Here is a 17813-nt window from a genome sequence, read left to right as displayed (position 1 = left end):
AACGTGTACGAAAAAACCTTTCAGCAGTTCCTTCACTGACAAACTCCAGACAAAAAAATGCCCGGCAAGCCGGGCAAGTTTTTTGTGCGCGTACTTACAAGTTGTAGCCGCGTTCGTTGTGAAGTGCCAGATCGATGCCGACTGCCTCTTCTTCCTCAGTGATACGCAGACCCATCACGGCGTCCAGGACCTTGAGGATGATGAAGGTGACGATCGCGGTGTAGATCACCGTGAAGCCCACGCCTTTGCACTGAATCCAGACTTGTGCGGCGATGTCGGTAACGGTGCCGAAGCCACCCAGGGACGGTGCGGCGAACACACCGGTCAGGATCGCGCCGAGGATACCGCCGATACCGTGCACACCGAAGGCGTCCAGGGAATCGTCATAGCCGAGTTTGCGTTTCAGGGTGGTGGCGCAGAAGAAGCACACCACGCCCGCTGCCAGACCGATGACCAGCGCGCCCATCGGGCCCACGGTGCCAGCGGCTGGCGTGATTGCCACCAGACCGGCCACAACACCCGAAGCGATACCCAGGGCACTTGGTTTGCCGTGAGTGATCCACTCGGCGAACATCCAGCCCAGTGCGGCGGCGGCGGTTGCGATCTGGGTCACCAGCATCGCCATACCAGCCGTGCCGTTGGCCGCTGCGGCGGAGCCGGCGTTGAAGCCGAACCAGCCAACCCACAGCATGGCAGCGCCCATCAGGGTGTAACCGAGGTTGTGCGGCGCCATCGGGGTGGTCGGGAAGCCTTTACGTTTGCCCAGTACCAGGCAGGCAATCAGACCGGCCACACCGGCATTGATGTGCACCACGGTGCCGCCGGCGAAGTCCAGCACGCCCCAGTCCCACAACAGGCCGCCGTTACCGGACCAGACCATGTGCGCAATCGGTGCATAAACCAGAGTGAACCAGACGCCCATGAAGATCAGCATGGCGGAGAACTTCATCCGCTCGGCGAAAGCACCGACGATCAGCGCAGGAGTGATGATGGCGAACGTCATCTGGAAAGTGACGAACACCGCTTCAGGGAACAGCGCCGCTGGGCCGGTCAGGCTTGCTGGCGTGACACCGGCGAGGAATGCCTTGCCCATGCCACCGAAGAACGAGTTGAAGTTGATGACGCCCTGTTCCATGCCCGTGGTGTCGAACGCGATGCTGTAGCCATAAATGACCCACAGGATGCTGATCAGACCGGTAATGGCGAAGCACTGCATCATCACGGAAAGAATGTTTTTGGAGCGAACCATGCCGCCGTAGAACAGTGCGAGGCCGGGAATGGTCATGAACAGCACGAGGGCTGTCGAGGTCATCATCCAGGCAGTATCGCCGGAGTTGAGGACTGGAGCCGCCACTTCGTCTGCCGCCATAGCCAGGCTGGGCATTACGAGGGACAACAGGGCTCCTAGCCCTGCGAATTTACGCAGAGTCATATTGTTTTCTCCTGGGGCGTTGGGTTTGTGGCGGCTTAGATTGCGTCGGTATCGGTTTCGCCGGTACGGATGCGAATCGCCTGTTCCAGATTAACCACGAAGATCTTGCCGTCACCGATCTTGCCGGTGTTGGCCGCCTTGGTTATCGCCTCGATAACCCGGTCAAGATCCTTGTCGTCAATGGCGACATCAATCTTCACCTTTGGCAGGAAATCGACCACGTATTCCGCGCCGCGATACAGCTCGGTGTGACCCTTCTGCCGACCGAAGCCTTTGACTTCAGTAACGGTAATGCCCTGCACGCCGATCTCGGACAGCGACTCGCGTACGTCGTCCAGTTTGAACGGCTTGATGATGGCAGTGACTAGCTTCATGAAAACTCTCTCCCGAATTGGTGGACTTGCCCCAGGAAAACAAACCCGACTCAAGTCTAAGCGCAGTGCCTGGCTTTGTAACGCATCGTCGGCCTTACCTGCCCGTCCGACGCCTGCTAACCACTCCGCACGAAACACTTCCCCGTTCCGCTTGGCGCACTGCATTCGTCACAGCGACTGCATCAGTGCATGGGTCACTACCGACTAAGCAGAAAGCTTGCCATCTCGCCAAAACCCACTGATTTCAAGCCTTTGGCCGCTGCCGCAAGCTGCTTCGCGCAAATGACTCGCCGGATACGCACAACAACAGTGCGCAGCCGTCCGTCCCCATGCGCGAAAAGCGTGCACCCCTGACGGCGAGATTGACTATAGACACTGCGTGATACACTGCCCGCCATTGTTGACAGGACATTTCCCATGCTCGCACCCAAAGACTTCCTCGATGCCCTGAGCGGCACTGCCTCCCGCCTCTTCAGCGGCGACACCCCACTGCCGAAAAGCGAAATCGAAAGCCAGTTCAAGGCGCTGTTGCAGAGCGGCTTCAGCAAGCTGGACTTGGTGAGCCGGGAAGAGTTTGATAGTCAGATGGTCGTGCTGGCACGGACGCGGGCTCGGTTGGAAAGTCTTGAGGCGAAGGTGGCGGAGCTTGAAGCGAAGCTGAATCCGCCTTCCGAGTAACACCACCGATCAACTGTGGGAGCGAGCTTGCTCGCGATAAGGTCGGAACGACCTTCAGATTTATCTGTAGGAGCTGCCGTAGGCGGCGATCTTTTGATCCTCACCTCCGCAAAAGTCCCGGCATCTTCCTACAACAAAACCACCGCCGTCCGATTGCGCCGCCAAGCTCCGGTTCCTAAGCTCACCCAATGCTGAATGTTCAGCACTAGGTTTGGCGACCTGGAAGCTTAAGGCGCACGACGACCATCTACTTGAGTCATGGCGGCTGTGCGTGGGAGATCTTCGGATCTGCCGGGTTCCTTTTGCTCCGGTTCGCCAACCCGCGTATAGCTGCCACCCATTCGTTTGGCGACGATTGCCGGCAGCCCTTAAGCAAAAGGAGCTGTATCAATGAATAGCGATGACGCTTATCTAGTCCCCCAAGTCTTCACCCGCCACAAACTCCACCTCCACGCCCTCCTCCTGGAAAACCAACCCTGGTTCAGCGCCCGAGACCTAGGCCGCCTGCTTCGCCTCTACCTCGACGAACTCGCCGTCCGAAAACTCGATCCCGACCAACACCAATTCTTGCGGATACTCATCCACGGCAGCATCGAAAACACACATCTGATCAGCGAGTCCGGCGTCTACGCACTGCTGGTCTACCACTACTGCCCCGAATACCGGGCCCTGCGCGAATGGCTAACTCACGACGTAGTGCCAGCCCTCAGAGACGCCCAACAACCGACATCAACCGAACGCCCGATCCTGAGCCTGCTGTACTGGCCGGAGATGTCGTTGAGCTTGTTGCACTGGAATAACCAGCCGTGGATTCGACTGAAGGATGTTCCGCAGATGTTGCCAGACCAGGATCGACCACGAAGCGCCGTCAACGAACCTTGGTGGAAGCGAGCATCGAATCTGCTTCACCCATTCTGATCCCCAAAAAAAAGAACCCCACGTCTTTAACGTGGGGTTCGATTAATACAAAAGATCAGGCGCAGTGAGGAAGACGCTCAACCTGATCGCGAATCGTGGCACCCCGTTCAATCTCGGCCTTACGCAAATCGTAGGTCGTTTGCAGGTTCAGCCAAAATTCTGGAGTCGTATCCAGGCAGATGGAAAGCCTGAGCGCCATATCTGCACTGACGCCCCGACGCTGGAGCACGATGTCATTCACCGTCGGTGTCGAGACACTCAATGCTCTGGCCAAAGCCGCAGCTGTAAGGTTCAGAGGCTCCAGGTATTCCTCTTTGAGGATCTCGCCAGGGTGGACCGGGCGCATACCATTCTTAGTCATTACTCACCTCAGTGATAATCGACGATTTCGACACTTTCCGGTCCGTTCAAGCCCCAGATAAAGCAAATTCGCCATTGAGCATTGATACGAATGCTGTATTGCCCTTTGCGATTACCTTCCAGCGCCTCCAAGCGATTGCCTGGTGGTGATCGAAGATCTATCAACACAGCCGCGGCATCAAGCATCGTCAGCTTTCGTTCCACGACACTTAAAATGGCTGACCACATACGGGTTCTACCGTTGCGGAACAGGTACTCGGTCTCAGAACATTTAAAGCTAACGATCATAATTTAAAGCTTAACGTTAAGCATTAATCTTGAGTGTATAACCTGAATTCACAAATGCAAACGTGCTGTTTTGACTTTTAGCCTCCCTTTCAAAAATCTAAGAAAAGGACTACCTATGCCCTTCAGAAGGCCTTCAAATCCAAGCTGAGTCCTACAAAAAAAACCTCCAATTCCCATTGCCTCACAAGTAAGCACATCTCTTAAGCTGATTGACTCGAACACTCATCAAGGCACGCGAGGTGTCTATGAAACGCAAAAAGCAAAAAGCGAAGCCGTTAATGATCGCTGAGTATCATGCCGAGGCCCTCCGCTTGGCCGGAAGCGTTTCAGCCAGTCAGCGTCGCTTTTTTAAAGTGGCAGCAACGTATGGCAAAGAACTTGAACCTGATGGCTTGCTTGCAGGTGCACGAGTCTGACCAGGCTCCCCGAAAAAACCGCCCGAGTAGCGGTTTTTTTGTGCCTCGCGATTGGCCTGCTTTGTACTCGCAACATCCAGTGAAAGTTTGCCGCCTAAACCACCCCACCAGAATTTCCACCGCCAACTACCCTTCAAAAGACCGCAGGAAGCGGCTCCCGTCAGCTCAAGGAACGACCATGTCCCTCTCCATCGTCCACAGCCGCGCCCAGATTGGTGTGGATGCGCCTGCCGTCACCGTCGAAGTTCATCTCGCCAATGGCTTGCCATCGCTTACGATGGTCGGTTTGCCGGAGGCGGCAGTGAAGGAAAGCAAAGATCGAGTGCGCAGTGCGATCATCAACTCGGGCCTGCAATTTCCGGCGCGGCGCATCACGCTGAATCTAGCGCCAGCCGACTTACCGAAGGATGGTGGGCGGTTCGATCTGGCGATTGCCCTTGGGATTCTGGCGGCCAGTGTTCAAGTGCCTACGTTGACGCTGGATGATGTGGAGTGTCTGGGGGAGTTGGCGCTCTCTGGCGCCGTGCGGGCAGTTCGGGGGGTGTTGCCGGCAGCGCTGGCCGCGCGCAAAGCCGGGCGTTCGTTGATGGTGCCGCGGGCGAATGCCGAGGAAGCATGCCTGGCTTCGGGGTTGAAGGTGATCGCGGTGGATCATTTGCTGGAAGCGGTTGCACATTTCAACGGTCACACACCGGTTGAGCCCTATGTTTCCAATGGATTGCTCTACGCCAGCAAGCCCTATCCAGACCTGAATGAAGTGCAGGGACAAATTTCGGCCAAGCGTGCCTTGCTGATTGCGGCGGCGGGCGCTCACAACCTGTTGTTCAGCGGACCGCCAGGGACAGGGAAAACACTTTTGGCGAGTCGTTTGCCGGGACTGCTTCCTCCATTGGCCGAAAATGAAGCGCTGGAAGTTGCAGCCATTCAATCCGTCACCAGTTGCGTGCCATTAAGCCACTGGCCGCAGCGACCGTTTCGCCAGCCCCACCATTCCGCCTCAGGTGCGGCGCTGGTTGGCGGCGGTTCAAAACCGCAACCCGGCGAAATCACCCTCGCCCACCATGGCGTTCTATTCCTGGATGAGCTGCCGGAGTTTGATCGCAAAGTATTGGAGGTTTTAAGGGAGCCACTGGAATCCGGCCACATCGTGATCTCCCGCGCCAGGGACCGCGTACGATTCCCGGCCCGATTCCAATTGGTGGCGGCAATGAACCCGTGTCCCTGTGGATATCTTGGCGAGCCGAGCGGCCGCTGCTCTTGTACGCCGGACATGGTCCAGCGCTACCGCAACAAACTGTCAGGGCCACTGCTGGATCGAATCGATCTGCACCTGACCGTCGCCCGTGAAGCTACGGCGTTGAACCCCGCGTTAAAGGCCGGCGACGACACGGCCACTGCCGCGGTGCTGGTCGCCGATGCACGAGAGCGGCAACACAAACGCCAGGGCTGCGCCAACGCCTTTCTCGATTTGCCAGGCCTGCGCCGTCATTGCAACTTATCCACAGCCGACGAAACCTGGCTGGAAACTGCGTGTGAGCGACTGACTTTGTCACTGAGGTCAGCCCATCGACTGCTCAAAGTGGCGCGCACCCTGGCGGACCTTGAGCAAGTCCATGGCATCACCCGCGAGCATCTGGCCGAGGCGCTGCAATACCGGCCGAGCACCAATTAGCAGGGATTATTCCTTGGTGAGATCCACCAACGGCGTTTGCCGCACCTCAGTTTGCCGCCCGCCCTGAATCTCGCTCACTCGCTTCAACGCGTTATCCACAGCCCCTTTATCCGCCAGCAAGCTGTAGCTGATCTGGAACTGCTTCTGCTCCTTGGCAGCAATCGTTGGCACCAGATTCAGTGGCCGCTGATACCGGCGGTTGTAGGAAAAGCTCGTTCCTGGCTCAAGCCCCGTGACATAGCCCTGCCCTTGGGTGTCCGTGTTTTTCCACAGGGAGAACACCGGCAACTGTTGAGTATTGAAACCCACCGAAACCCCGAGGCTGCCGGCCTTGTTATGCAACACGGTCAGCGTATCGCCCTTGGCGTCGGCATACGGCACGACGTTGTAAACCGTCTCGTCATAGTCCTTGGTCGGCGCGCGGTAGGTTTGCCAGTCCGGCAAATCGCCTTTGGCCTTGTCGTTGAACGGCGAGACCTGTTTCACCGGTGCGGCGAAACGGGCGCCCTGCTCCAGGAATGGGGTGCTGAAGTTGCTGTGGTACAGCGCCTGATATTCCTTTGGATAATCGCCGTTGTTAGTGAGGGTGTCGTTGAGGGCGAACGCTGCGCTGCCGGGTTCGGTGACCAGTTCGGTCAGCACCGAGAAGTCGACTTTCTTGAACGCCTGCTCTTTGAGTTCGCCGCGCAGGCTGATCGCGTATGGCGGTTTTTCATCTATATGCAGGGTAACTTTGCTGGCCGGGATGTTGGCGGCGCGGCCATGCAGGGTCAGCAGTTCGCCGTTGTCCATGCCCGGGTGGCCGACCCATTCGTAGCCGCAGCGGGCGACCAGCTCGTTGAAGCCTTCGAGCCAGCCCAGGCCGCCACGACCGTTGAGCTCGATGAAGGACGGATTGACCACGTCCTTGACCGGCGAATCCCAGCCCATGCGCACATTACCGACCGACGCCTGCAGGACGTTCATCCCGCGAGTCGGCACCACCGAGAGTTTCATGTTGCCGTTATTGATGTCGACGATGCTGACGCCCTCCTGCCGACCGCCGTGCAAGGTGCGCAGGGTGACCGAGAAGGGTTTGTCGGTTTTGAGGCCGAGCTGCTGACTGGTGATCTGCCAGTTCTGGGCCGCCTTGTCGGTGTCGAGCAGGACGTAATCCCAGGCCATGGCGTGGGAGGCGGAAAGCGCGCCAAGGGCGACGAGGAGTTTGAGCGAGGTCATGGGGAAAGCCTTTCTTGGAGTTGTGCATTTTTTATAGCGCTGATGAAACGATTCAGCAAGCTTAAAAAAGCTTACGCCCGATCCTTCCCAAGCCAATTAAAATTGACCTTATGCAACCTCCGCACGCTTACGTTAGTCTCATAAGGTTTGAACCTCCGGCAGATTGACGGCGATATCATGATGACATTAAGGTCGCCCGCTAAATGCAGGAGCAAGCACAGACAGATTTGTCTGTCATTTTTGCGCAACGGATCGTATGGAGTTTGAATGCGCGGGGCACTATTACGCAGCGGTAAGAGCGGGTCATTCACTGCCCTCGGCGAAACAGGTCAACCGGTCTACCGGGCAGCCCTGCAATTGCGCGAAGCCATTCGCCGCAAGAACCCCGATTTGGTCGATCATCTGGCCATTCCTCAAAGCGATGAACTCGGCAACCAGATCGATTGGTACAGCGCCCTCGACGGCGATGTGATTCCGTGGAGCAGCGCGACCGAAGAAGAACGCGCGCCTGCCCGCCGCCAGCTTGAAGCCCTGAAGACCGCGCTCGAAGAATTGAGCCAGCGTTTCCTGGTCACTGATTCCGGAGAACAGCAGCAAGGCGACAAAGCCGTGTTCGGCAAGTTGCTCAAGCGCGTGATCCATTTCCCCGACGAGAATTTCGTCTACCTGGTGCAAGGCAAACCGGTGCTGACCTTTTGGGGTTTCGAGCATGCCGGTACCGACAATCGCGATCCTCTGCACTCCCTCTATCAAGTTCCGCCCGCGTTCACGCTGCCACCCGAGGTCGAAGCGCCTGTTGTTGCGCCCGTCGTGCCGGTGATTACTCTTCCATGGTGGCGTCGCTGGTGGTGGCTGTTGCTGCTGCCGTTCCTGCTGCTACTTTTGTGGTTGTTGCTCGGTTTGCGCGGTTGCGTTCCGATTCCGTTGGTGGCGGTAGATTTGCTGCCTGAGGGCCTCGTGCCGGTGGAAAAACAACTGGAAGAGCCGCCACTGACCGGCAATGTCACGACATTGAATGGCGTTCCGGTAAATGGCACCGTTGTGGGCTCCACCACAGGAACTGGCACCGGTACCGCCGTGACGGGAACCCATGGCGTGGAAGCGCCCGCGGTCGAAGGTAACGAGGCTGACGCAGCACCCGCCGACTTGACCAATGACCCTGCCAAAGACCCGGCCGCCGAATCGCCTGTCACCCCGCCCGAAAACAAAACCGCGCCGCCGGATGTCACATCGCCCGAGGCAGAAAAATCCGCCGCCGCAAAACCCGGCCCTCCCTTGAGCATTCCGCCAGACGCCGCTGACGGTGCCGCCAAGTTCCTCGACGGACAGTACCGCGCCGGGGCTGGTATTCAGGATCGTCGGACCGGTAAACCGCTGCGTCTGGAGTACCAGCTAAAGGACGGCAAGGGCGAAGTCACCGTGCAGCAGGCCGACGGCACGAAGTGCAGCGGGCCAGTGAGCGCTACCATGAAGGGAGGCAGCCTGGCCATCGACAGCCAGGGCCAAGCCGTATGTGGCGACGGCAGCACTTACGACATGCCCAAGGTCAACTGCCGCAAAGGGGCGACCACGGTCGCGGACTGCACCGGCGGTTACGGAAAAGATCAATTCCCCATGTCCATGCGGCACGTGGCCGAATAAAAACGGAATAACCCGACATGTTGCCTGAAGTCACCCAATTCGAAGACACCGTCACGCTGGTCAGCGACACCGGCATCCAGTTCATGGATTTCGCCCTGCGCCTGGATCCTCGCAAGGAACCGGCGGGCGAATTCGCGCCGATGATCAGCGGATTGATCTGCCGCCTGGCGTACAACGAAGAGAAAGACTTCTTTTTCTACGAGCCAGAACCGGAAAAGGTCGAAAAAGCCAAACCTGCGTTCAGCGTCGACATGAAAAGCAGCCTCGAATTGCTCGACGGTATCTGGCTGCCGACCCCGTTTTTCCGCTTCATGCCGCCGCATCGCTTCGATGAAGGTCCGACCAACTGGTCGCGCATGCGTCTGGTCAAACTGGCAATACCCGACATTGACGGCAACACCCACCGCCTGACGATGGCGTTCGACAGCCGTGTGATGCCCAAGCGTGACGGCACTGCTTACCTGGCGCCAAACGAAGAAGACATCAGCTCCGGCGTGTCTTTCAAACTGGCGACCAAGGCTAGCGAAACTCGCTGGTTTCTGGCGCAGCCGTGGGTCAATGAATGGCTGCTGGAAGTGTTCAACGAGGGCAATGCCCACCGTTCGCGCGCAGAGTTGGACATCGATATCCGCGCCAACTATCACCTGGCGCACTACCTCAACTTGCTCAGCCTGTTGAGCAAGCCGTCCGCCGCCCAGCAATCGACGGCCCGGGCGAAAGTTGAAATCCCCGAACTGAAAGTGGTCGCCAACGACAGCAATGGCCTGGTCAAACCGATTCCTGTGGACCTGGTGCTGGACGTCGGCAACTCGCGCACCTGCGGCATCCTGATCGAAAACCACGGCCAGGCCGGCTCCGGGCTGAAGCAGAACTACGTGCTGGAACTGCGCGACCTGATCACCCCCGAACACACCTACAACCTGCCGTTCGAAAGCCGCGTGGAATTCGCCCAGGCGTACTTCGGCAAGGACCACTGCTCGGTCAAGAGCGGCCGTCACGATGCGTTCCAATGGGCGACGATTGCCCGTGTCGGCAATGAAGCCAGCCGTCTGGCCAGTCGTCGTCGCGGCACCGAAGGCTCCACTGGCCTGTCCAGCCCGAAACGCTATCTGTGGGACGAAAACGCCTATGGCCACGGCTGGCGCTTCAACTGCTCGTACATCAAGACCGACAACGAGCCGTACGCCACCGCCGCGCCGTTCTCGCATCTGATCAACGAAACCGGCGAGGCGCTATACAGCCTCGAAGAAGACGATCGTCTGCCAGTGTTCATGCCGCGTTATTCACGCAGCTCGCTAATGACCTTCATGCTCGCCGAAGTGCTGGCCCAGGCGCTGTCGCAAATCAACAGCCCGGCCCAGCGTTCGCGCCAGGGTCACACCCGCGTACCGCGCCAACTCAACAGCATCACCCTGACCGTGCCGCCGGGCATGCCGCAGGCCGAGCGCAGCATCCTCAACGAACGCATGCTACAAGCCATCGGCCTGGTGTGGAAAAGCCTCGGTTGGCATGTCGGCGAGGAAGATCCACATCAGGATCAGGCCGTCAGCCCGCGCACGCCGATCCCAAGTATCCGCGTGGAATGGGACGAAGCGTCCTGCGGCCAGTTGGTGTACCTGTACACCGAGGTCAACGAGAACTTCGCCGGTCATCCGGAAGAGTTTTTTGACACCATCGCCCGGCCAGACAAGACCGACCGCCAACGCATCACCCTCGCGACCATCGACATCGGCGGGGGCACTACCGATCTGGTGATCACCGACTATCGCCTCGACCGCGCGGGTAATACCGGCAGCGGCAGCAACGTGCACATCGTGCCCGAGCAGCGTTTTCGCGATGGCTTCAAAGTGGCCGGCGACGACATCCTGCTGGACGTGATTCAGGACTTCATCCTGCCGAGCTTCGAAAAAGCCTTGCAGAACGCCGGCGTGAAAGCCCCGGATTCGCTGATGTCACGGCTGTGTGGCGATGAATCGGTCAGCGCCCAGGACATGATCCTGCGCCAGCAATTGAACCTGCAGGTATTCGCCCCGCTGGGCCTGGCGCTGCTCAAGGCGTACGAACATTACGATCCGCAAGTGCCGCAAGAAGTTACCCCGCAAAGCTATCGCCAATTGCTGGGTGACAACGCGATCAGTCAGACCGTGCTCGACTACGTCAACGCCGCCGTGCGCCGCGACGTTGGCGTTCAGAGCGGTTTCGACCTGTATGCCGCGCCGATCAGCTTCGACCTGCAAAAGCTCCACGCCGCGTTCCTAAACGATCAGATCAACATCACCAAGATTCTCGGTGCGCTGTGCGAAGTGGTCGCGCATTACCCGTGCGACGTCCTGCTGCTGACCGGCCGCCCTTCGCGCCTGCCCGGCATCCAGGCGTTCATTCGCAAGGTGCTGCCGCTGCCACCGGGACGCATTCTGGCGCTGCAAAACTACCGCACCGGCGGCTGGTATCCGTTTCACAAGAACGGCCGGATCGACGACCCGAAAAGCACCGCGTCGGTCGGCGCCATGCTCTGCCTGTTGTGCGCCAACCATAGCGTGCCGAACTTCTACTTCCGTGCATCGGCGCTCAAGCCGTATTCGACGGTCAAGCACATCGGCGTCATCGACCTGAACAACGTGATCAAGGATGCCGACGTGCTGTACCGCGACATCCAGTCTGAAGACTACAAAATAAAGCTGCCGGTCATTGGCGTTGGCGACGCCGCCGACACGCCACAGCTGGAAATGCGTGGCGACCTGCGCCTCGGTTTCCGTCAGTTGGCCGCCGACCGTTGGGCCGCCTCGCCGCTGTACACCTTGCGGTTCACCAAGGCGGGTCGGGAGAAGTTTTCCCGCGCAATCGGTGAAAACGGCAGCGCGCCGCTGCTCAAGGTGCGGTTTGAGGTCAAACCGGCAGACAAATACACGCGCAAGCAGGATCTGGTCAGCGACCGCCTCTCGGTTCGTGACATCGAATCCAACAGTAACAACGTCAACTTCAACCCGCGCAGCGACCTCGAGCTGGAACTCAACACCATGCTCGACGCCGGCCTGAGCGAGACCAAGTACTGGCTCGACAGTGGAAGTGTGAAACGCAAATGAAAGACCTGACCCCCGATCAAACTCAGCTCTCTGCCAGTTGGGCCGCTGTTTATGAAGGCGCCGGTCAGGCGCTGGACTGGATTGGCCAGACGCGCGGCAATGCGCCGCGCCTGGACAGCGAAGCCGACAACCTGAACATCCGCCTGCATCGCGCCCGCAATCTGGCTCAAAGCCTCGGTCGCGTGGCCTGCACGCCGATGACCATTGGCTTTTTCGGCTTGTCCCAGGCCGGCAAGTCCTACCTGATTTCGGCCCTCGCCGCCGGTCAGAACGGCAAGCTGGAAACCGAGTTCGGCGACCATCGCCTGGATTTCATCAAGCACATCAACCCGGTGGGTGGTGGCAAGGAAGCCACCGGCCTGGTAACGCGCTTCAGCCGTCGGGCGACGGAAAGTCAGGACAATGACTTCCCGGTAGAACTCACGCTGTTCAAGGAAATCGAGCTGGCGAAGATTCTCGCCAACGCCTGGTTCAAGGATTTCGACCTTGAGAGGATTTCCTACGAGATCGACGAAGAGCGCATCCAGCGCGTGCTCAAACCGTTCGAGGGCCGCGAAACCGGCCCGCTGCAAACGGGGGTCAATGCCGACGATCTGGTGTCACTGTGGGATTACCTGCGCGACAACTTCCGCAACTCGGTGAAGAAGCTTGAACACCTGTACTGGCCCAAAGCGTTGCAACTGGCGCCACGCCTGAATTTCCAGGAACGGGCCGAGCTGTTTTCGATTCTCTGGGGTGAGCAAAGCGAGTTGACGCGCGCGTACCAGCAACTGGCCGGCGCGCTGCACAAGCTGGGCCTGCCCGAGACCGTGTTTGCACCGTTGAAGGCCTTGGTGAGTTTCGAAAACGACACCTACAGCCAGCGCGACAGCATCATGAACGTCGACATCCTCGAACGCTTCGGCAGCCCGCTGGACTTGCCGATTGAAGTTCGACCGCTGGTTGGCGATCGCCTGCAAAACAGTCAGGCGATTGCGGTCGCGCAACTGGCGGCACTGACCGCCGAAATGACCTTCCGCCTGATCGAAGCGCCGGTGGATGACATCGTCAATCAGGTCGACCTGCTGGATTTCCCCGGTTATCGCGGGCGCCAGAAACTGCACGAGATCGCCGATTCCAACGACCCGCAATCCACCGCCAAAGACAACTCCGTTTCCCAGCTGATCCTGCGCGGCAAGGTCGCCTACCTGTTCGAACGCTACACCGACAACCAGGAAATGAACGCGCTGGTGGTCTGCACAGGCTCGACCAAGCAGAGCGACGTCAACGACGTGGGCCCGGTGCTGACCCGCTGGATCGAAAAGACCCAGGGCGCCGACTCGGCCGCTCGCAGCAAGCGCGACACCGGCCTGATCTGGGCGCTGACCATGCTCGATCTGCGCATTACCAACTCCCTCAGCCTGACACCGGATCAGTACGACGAGAGCTGGAACGGCATGGTCAAGCTGACCATGCTGGAGCGCTTCGGCAGCCTGAGCTGGATGAACGACTGGGCCGGCACACCGTTCCAGAACACCTACCTGGTACGCAAACCCCGCATGGACGCGGCGTTCATCGGGCAAGACGCGACCGGTGCGGAAACCGGCCTCAATGCCATCTATCAGGAACGTGTCAGCGCGCTGGGCACCAGCTTCGCCAGCAACGCTCTGGTGTGCAAACACATCAAGGACCCGGCCAACGCCTGGGCAGAAATGCTGCGCAACGATGACGGTGGCATCAGCCACTTCAGCGGCAGTTTCAAAGGCGTGGCCAATATCGAATTCAAATTGCAGCGCATCCGCGAGCAATTGAGCGAGTGCCTCGAAGGCCTGACCACTCACGGCCTGAGCCCCTGGTACCACGCCGACGGCGATGGTGCCGCAGCCGCCAAGAAAGCCAAGGCGCAAATGATTTTGACGGGGCTGGGCCGTCGCCCGGCGGTGCTCGGTGAGTTGATCGATCAACTCGACATGCCGAGCGAAGAGGTGCGCGACCTGTACCTCAGCGGCGTGTACGAAACCGATGACGAGCCGGCCGTGAACGATGAGCCGGTCGCCCCGACACCGAGCCAGAGCCTGTACGGCAACGACGCCGGTTTCGATTTCGATTTCAGTGACGACCTGAGCCACGACGCGCCAGTCAGCAGCAAAACCGGCACCCCTGCGCCCGAACTGCAAAGCAACGAGCACCGTTTTGCCAAAGCGGCCTTCAAGGCCTGGATCGCGCACCTGCGTGAACTGACCACCCGCCAAAGCCTGCTCAACCTGCTGGGGTTGGAAAAGGCCTTGCTGGAAGCGGTGGTCGATGAACTGATTACCGCCGGCTATCGCCAGGACTTGCCGGGCCAGCTGAGCCGCGCCGTCCTCAAGCGTGCGCAAAGCGGCGCGCGGCGCGATCAACTGGTCGAGCGCCAGGTACTGGAAGTGCAGCGTGTGCTGCGTGATTTCGTGTCCTGGTTCGGTTACCTCCAGATGCCGGTGAACGAGCGTCCGAACAGCCGCGCCGGTACCAAGGAGCCGTTGTTTTCGTTCTACTCCGACATTGGCCCGGGACAAGTCCCCGTCCTGCCGTCGCAACCGGCGAATCAGGCGCAGCGGTATCTCGGCGACTGGCTCTCGGGCCTGGCCTACATCACGCAGGACAATGCCGGCCATGGCGCCGGACGTGAAATCACCCCTGAACAGAACGAACGGCTGGGCCAAGTGCTCACAGCCTTCGCAGCGAGATAAGCAATGCCAATTCGTGTCGACCTGCTCGCGTTAGAGCCCAACGTGCCTGGCCAGGCCCGCCTCACTGTGAAGAAATGGCAGGGTGGCGAGGAACAGCTGGAGTTTTCAATTCAGCGCAACCAGGACGGTTTTTACCTCCAGGACCACAAGGCCTGGAGCAACAATCCATTCTGGTTCAAGGTCTCGCGTTTCAACGTCACGGCCAGCGGCGATGGCCTGGAAGCGCAGGTCGGCCCGGATGTGGTTGACCCGCTGCTGGAAGGCGGCGCCAACTCGCAATTCCAGATCGAACTGCGTGAACAGAGCCAAGGCCATGCGGACAAGGGCGTGGTTCGGCCCGGCGTTGGTGTGCTGCCTTCCACGGCCGGCGGCCAGACGCGCTCGACGTACGGCGGCGCCGAACTGACGGCGCCGAGCGTGCCGGCGCCGGAAATCCCGGAAATCCCGGAGCTGCCGGAACTGGTCCTGTCCACCGCCGAGCCAGAAGTGGAGTTGGAGTCGGTGCTCACCGAGCCTGCCTATACGCCGCCTCCCGCACCGGTGAAGAAAAGCAACAAAGGCCTGATCGGTCTATTGATTGTCGTGTTGTTGCTGGCCGCGGGCGCAGGATTCTGGTTCTACAAACGCACCCCGGCGCCTGCCCCCGTGGCCGCAACCCCTGCCGCTGCACCGGCCAACGCCGACGCTCAAGCCTGCACCCTCGACAGCATGAACAGCCTCCCCGAACTGACCTTCGTCCAGACCTGCATCAAGGCGGCACCCGACAGTGCCAAGTTGCTGGAGATCATCACCCAGGCCAAGGCCGGCAAGCACTGCGGCGTCGCCCAGCGCCTGTACGCCAACCGTGCCCAGGCCGGTGACGCATTGATCGCCAACGCCTATGCCCGCGAATACGACCCAAAATATCTGAAGGCCAGCGAGTGCTTCCCGGCCGCGGACAACGCCACCGCCGCCTACTGGTATGAAACCATCCTCACCCAGGACCCGAACAACGCCGAAGCCAAGCAGCGCTTCGAGGAGTTGCAGAAGTGATGCGTTCGCCCCTGAGTCGATTCCTGCTGAGCAGTGCCGCGTTACTGGCGCTGTGCATCAGCCCGCTGTCCCAGGCCGATGACAAACCGCTGATCCAGGCTGGTAAAAAGACCCTGTTCCAACGCGTGCTGACCACGCCGGGCTGCAAAATCAGCCCGACGGCGGGCGGTGCCGAAGGTGACGCACAACCAGTCTTCAGCCGCTTTTATGTGTATGAGCGCGCGCAAGCAAAGAACGCCGAGTGGCTGAAAGTCGGCCCCGACAGTTACGGTAAAACCATTGGCTGGTTGCCCGCCGGCTGCACCACCGACTGGAAGATGCAACTGACGCTGGCCTTCACCAACCCGGCCAACCGCGACCGTTTGCTGTTCTTCAAGGACCGCGCCACTGTCGAAGGCATCCTTGATGCGCCGGACCCGGTCAGCAAAGTCGCGCCGCTGCGGGCCAAGCTGAAAAAGGGCCAGCAAGCACCGGGCGTACTGGCTGAAGAACCTGAATACTTCGTCGACCTGCAAAAGCAGTTCTACCTGCTGCCGGTACTCAGTGGCGAAGAAGTCATGACCGAAAGCGGTTTCCGCACGCGCCTGCTCAACGTCGCCTCCGTCAGCAAGCCGGATGACAAGAACGCCAAGGGCGGTGCTGCAAACAGCGCTGCCGGCAGCAAGGAAGCCGAAGAGAAAAAGGCCAACCAGCTGAAGGAATTCAGTGCGGCCGTAGTATTTGTCATCGACTCGACGATTTCGATGGACCCCTACATCGACCGCACCCGCGAGGCGATCCGCAAGGTTTACCAGAAGATCGAAGCGCAGAATCTCGGCAAACAGGTCAAGTTCGGCCTGGTGGCTTTCCGCTCCAACACCCAGGCGGTACCGGGGCTGGAATACACCACCAAGATGTACGCCGACCCGACGCAGGTGAAAGACAGCGCCGACTTTTTCGCCAAGATCGCCGACCTCAAACAAGCCACCGTGTCGAGCAGCAGCTTCGATGAAGACTCGTTTGCCGGGGTCATGGAGAGCATCGACAAGGTCGACTGGAGCCAATTCGGCGCGCGCTACGTGGTGTTGATCACCGACGCGGGCGCCATCGAAGGCGACGACAAACTATCGAAGACCGGTTTGAGCGCCGCGCAGGTGCGTATGGAGGCCGCCAACCCTGGCGTGGCGATTTACACCCTGCACTTGAAAACCCCGGCCGGGGCCAAGGACCACGCCAAGGCCGAGGCGCAATACCAGAACCTGTCGACCTACCCGGGCACCAACACTTCGCTGTACTACCCGGTGAACGCTGGCGATGTGCAGGAATTCGGGCGCAAGGTCGACACACTGGCCGCGGCGATCACTACACAAGTCAAAGCCGCTTACATGGGCGAAGACGCCATCGGCAGTGCGGCGAACGCCAAGCAGGACCCGGCCGAGAAAAAAATGCTCGAAGACGCGGCGCTGATCGGCCACGCCATGCAACTCGCTTATCTCGGCGAGAAGACCAACAGCAAGGCCCCGCCGGTGTTCAAGGCGTGGATCACCGACCGCGACCTGATCAAGCAGAACATCCCGACCACCGACGTGCGGGTACTGCTGACCAAGTCACAGCTCAGCGACTTGAGCGACGTGATGAAGCAGATCCTCGATGCCGCCAACGAAGGCCTGATTTCACCCACGGAAATGTTCGATCGCCTGCGTTCCGTGGCGGCGACCATGGGCGCCGATCCCAATCAGCTGAAGCAGAACGGCAACGCCAAACTGGCGGACATGGGCGTCCTCGGCGAGTACCTCGAAGACCTGCCTTATCACAGTGAAGTGCTGAACCTGGATGAAGAGACCTGGAAGAGCTGGGACGGTCTGGCACAAGAAAAATTCATCCGCACGCTGAACACCAAACTGCGGCATTACCAGCGTTACAACGCGGATGTCGACCGTTGGGTAGCGTTGGCCAAGGACAGCGATGCGCGGGACAACGTGTACCCCGTCCCACTGGAAATGATGCCTTAACG

14 protein-coding genes are annotated in these 17813 nt (G+C 59.6%); 9 read left to right on the top strand and 5 right to left on the bottom strand.

Annotation, left to right across the window (positions count from 1 at the left end):
- Positions 1-94: 94 nt before the first annotated feature.
- Entirely contained in the window at positions 95-1432 is a 1338-nt protein-coding gene (locus MO767_RS04315; protein WP_056738728.1) for an ammonium transporter, read from the bottom strand.
- A 35-nt stretch (positions 1433-1467) separates the two neighbouring features.
- A complete protein-coding gene (glnK, locus tag MO767_RS04310) occupies positions 1468-1806 on the bottom strand; it encodes a P-II family nitrogen regulator (RefSeq protein WP_002555808.1) in 339 nt (112 codons plus the stop codon).
- A 417-nt stretch (positions 1807-2223) separates the two neighbouring features.
- On the opposite strand from glnK, the gene MO767_RS04305 reads away from it, so the two are divergent.
- Positions 2224-2484, top strand: coding sequence for an accessory factor UbiK family protein (locus MO767_RS04305; RefSeq protein ID WP_123365066.1), 261 nt, complete (start codon positions 2224-2226; stop codon positions 2482-2484).
- Positions 2485-2874: 390 nt separating this feature from the next.
- Positions 2875-3402, top strand: a complete 528-nt coding sequence (locus MO767_RS04300; protein ID WP_282479529.1) for a Bro-N domain-containing protein — start codon at positions 2875-2877, stop codon at positions 3400-3402.
- A 55-nt stretch (positions 3403-3457) separates the two neighbouring features.
- Here MO767_RS04300 and MO767_RS04295 read toward each other — a convergent pair whose 3' ends face one another.
- Positions 3458-3763, bottom strand: a complete 306-nt coding sequence (locus MO767_RS04295; protein WP_282479528.1) for a HigA family addiction module antitoxin — start codon at positions 3761-3763, stop codon at positions 3458-3460.
- Between the two features lie 8 nt (positions 3764-3771).
- On the bottom strand, positions 3772-4050 hold the full coding sequence (locus MO767_RS04290; protein ID WP_282479527.1) for a type II toxin-antitoxin system RelE/ParE family toxin: 279 nt from the start codon (positions 4048-4050) through the stop codon (positions 3772-3774).
- Between the two features lie 245 nt (positions 4051-4295).
- On the opposite strand from MO767_RS04290, the gene MO767_RS04285 reads away from it, so the two are divergent.
- Both MO767_RS04285 and MO767_RS04280 read left to right on the top strand, forming a co-directional pair.
- On the top strand, positions 4296-4466 hold the full coding sequence (locus tag MO767_RS04285; protein ID WP_282479526.1) for a hypothetical protein: 171 nt from the start codon (positions 4296-4298) through the stop codon (positions 4464-4466).
- 178 nt (positions 4467-4644) lie between these two features.
- A complete protein-coding gene (locus tag MO767_RS04280) occupies positions 4645-6138 on the top strand; it encodes a YifB family Mg chelatase-like AAA ATPase (protein WP_282479525.1) in 1494 nt (497 codons plus the stop codon).
- 6 nt (positions 6139-6144) lie between these two features.
- Here MO767_RS04280 and MO767_RS04275 read toward each other — a convergent pair whose 3' ends face one another.
- Positions 6145-7356: an aldose 1-epimerase family protein gene (locus MO767_RS04275; RefSeq protein WP_282479524.1), complete on the bottom strand. Its 1212-nt coding sequence runs from the start codon at positions 7354-7356 to the stop codon at positions 6145-6147.
- 267 nt (positions 7357-7623) lie between these two features.
- On the opposite strand from MO767_RS04275, the gene MO767_RS04270 reads away from it, so the two are divergent.
- From MO767_RS04270 to MO767_RS04250, 5 genes are read left to right on the top strand one after another with little or no spacing between them, the layout of a single operon-like run.
- Positions 7624-8997, top strand: a complete 1374-nt coding sequence (locus tag MO767_RS04270; protein ID WP_282479523.1) for an SrfA family protein — start codon at positions 7624-7626, stop codon at positions 8995-8997.
- 17 nt (positions 8998-9014) lie between these two features.
- On the top strand, positions 9015-12080 hold the full coding sequence (locus MO767_RS04265) for a virulence factor SrfB (protein ID WP_282479522.1): 3066 nt from the start codon (positions 9015-9017) through the stop codon (positions 12078-12080).
- Positions 12077-14788 carry a virulence factor SrfC family protein gene (locus MO767_RS04260; protein WP_282479521.1) on the top strand — a complete coding sequence of 904 codons (2712 nt, stop codon included), beginning with the start codon at positions 12077-12079 and terminating at the stop codon, positions 14786-14788. Before MO767_RS04265 ends, MO767_RS04260 begins: the two co-directional genes overlap by 4 nt.
- A gap of 3 nt (positions 14789-14791) precedes the next feature.
- On the top strand, positions 14792-15820 hold the full coding sequence (locus MO767_RS04255) for a hypothetical protein (RefSeq protein ID WP_282479520.1): 1029 nt from the start codon (positions 14792-14794) through the stop codon (positions 15818-15820).
- Entirely contained in the window at positions 15820-17811 is a 1992-nt protein-coding gene (locus tag MO767_RS04250) for a vWA domain-containing protein (RefSeq protein ID WP_282479620.1), read from the top strand. Before MO767_RS04255 ends, MO767_RS04250 begins: the two co-directional genes overlap by 1 nt.
- Positions 17812-17813 lie beyond the last annotated feature (2 nt).

Origin of the sequence: Pseudomonas sp. UYIF39, from assembly GCF_029963765.1 — a bacterium.
Taxonomy (GTDB): domain Bacteria; phylum Pseudomonadota; class Gammaproteobacteria; order Pseudomonadales; family Pseudomonadaceae; genus Aquipseudomonas.
The sequence above is the reverse complement of the archived record's forward strand: the minus strand, read 5'-3'. Positions and strand labels throughout refer to the sequence as shown.

What these genes read in the sequence shown, in the direction of transcription:
- MO767_RS04315 (WP_056738728.1), bottom strand. Translation starts at nt 1,432, where the DNA reads ATGACTCTGCGTAAATTCGCAGGGCTAGGAGCCCTGTTGTCCCTCGTA.
- glnK (WP_002555808.1), bottom strand. Translation starts at nt 1,806, where the DNA reads ATGAAGCTAGTCACTGCCATCATCAAGCCGTTCAAACTGGACGACGTA.
- MO767_RS04305 (WP_123365066.1), top strand. Translation starts at nt 2,224, where the DNA reads ATGCTCGCACCCAAAGACTTCCTCGATGCCCTGAGCGGCACTGCCTCC.
- MO767_RS04300 (WP_282479529.1), top strand. Translation starts at nt 2,875, where the DNA reads ATGAATAGCGATGACGCTTATCTAGTCCCCCAAGTCTTCACCCGCCAC.
- MO767_RS04295 (WP_282479528.1), bottom strand. Translation starts at nt 3,763, where the DNA reads ATGACTAAGAATGGTATGCGCCCGGTCCACCCTGGCGAGATCCTCAAA.
- MO767_RS04290 (WP_282479527.1), bottom strand. Translation starts at nt 4,050, where the DNA reads ATGATCGTTAGCTTTAAATGTTCTGAGACCGAGTACCTGTTCCGCAAC.
- MO767_RS04285 (WP_282479526.1), top strand. Translation starts at nt 4,296, where the DNA reads ATGAAACGCAAAAAGCAAAAAGCGAAGCCGTTAATGATCGCTGAGTAT.
- MO767_RS04280 (WP_282479525.1), top strand. Translation starts at nt 4,645, where the DNA reads ATGTCCCTCTCCATCGTCCACAGCCGCGCCCAGATTGGTGTGGATGCG.
- MO767_RS04275 (WP_282479524.1), bottom strand. Translation starts at nt 7,356, where the DNA reads ATGACCTCGCTCAAACTCCTCGTCGCCCTTGGCGCGCTTTCCGCCTCC.
- MO767_RS04270 (WP_282479523.1), top strand. Translation starts at nt 7,624, where the DNA reads ATGCGCGGGGCACTATTACGCAGCGGTAAGAGCGGGTCATTCACTGCC.
- MO767_RS04265 (WP_282479522.1), top strand. Translation starts at nt 9,015, where the DNA reads ATGTTGCCTGAAGTCACCCAATTCGAAGACACCGTCACGCTGGTCAGC.
- MO767_RS04260 (WP_282479521.1), top strand. Translation starts at nt 12,077, where the DNA reads ATGAAAGACCTGACCCCCGATCAAACTCAGCTCTCTGCCAGTTGGGCC.
- MO767_RS04255 (WP_282479520.1), top strand. Translation starts at nt 14,792, where the DNA reads ATGCCAATTCGTGTCGACCTGCTCGCGTTAGAGCCCAACGTGCCTGGC.
- MO767_RS04250 (WP_282479620.1), top strand. Translation starts at nt 15,820, where the DNA reads ATGCGTTCGCCCCTGAGTCGATTCCTGCTGAGCAGTGCCGCGTTACTG.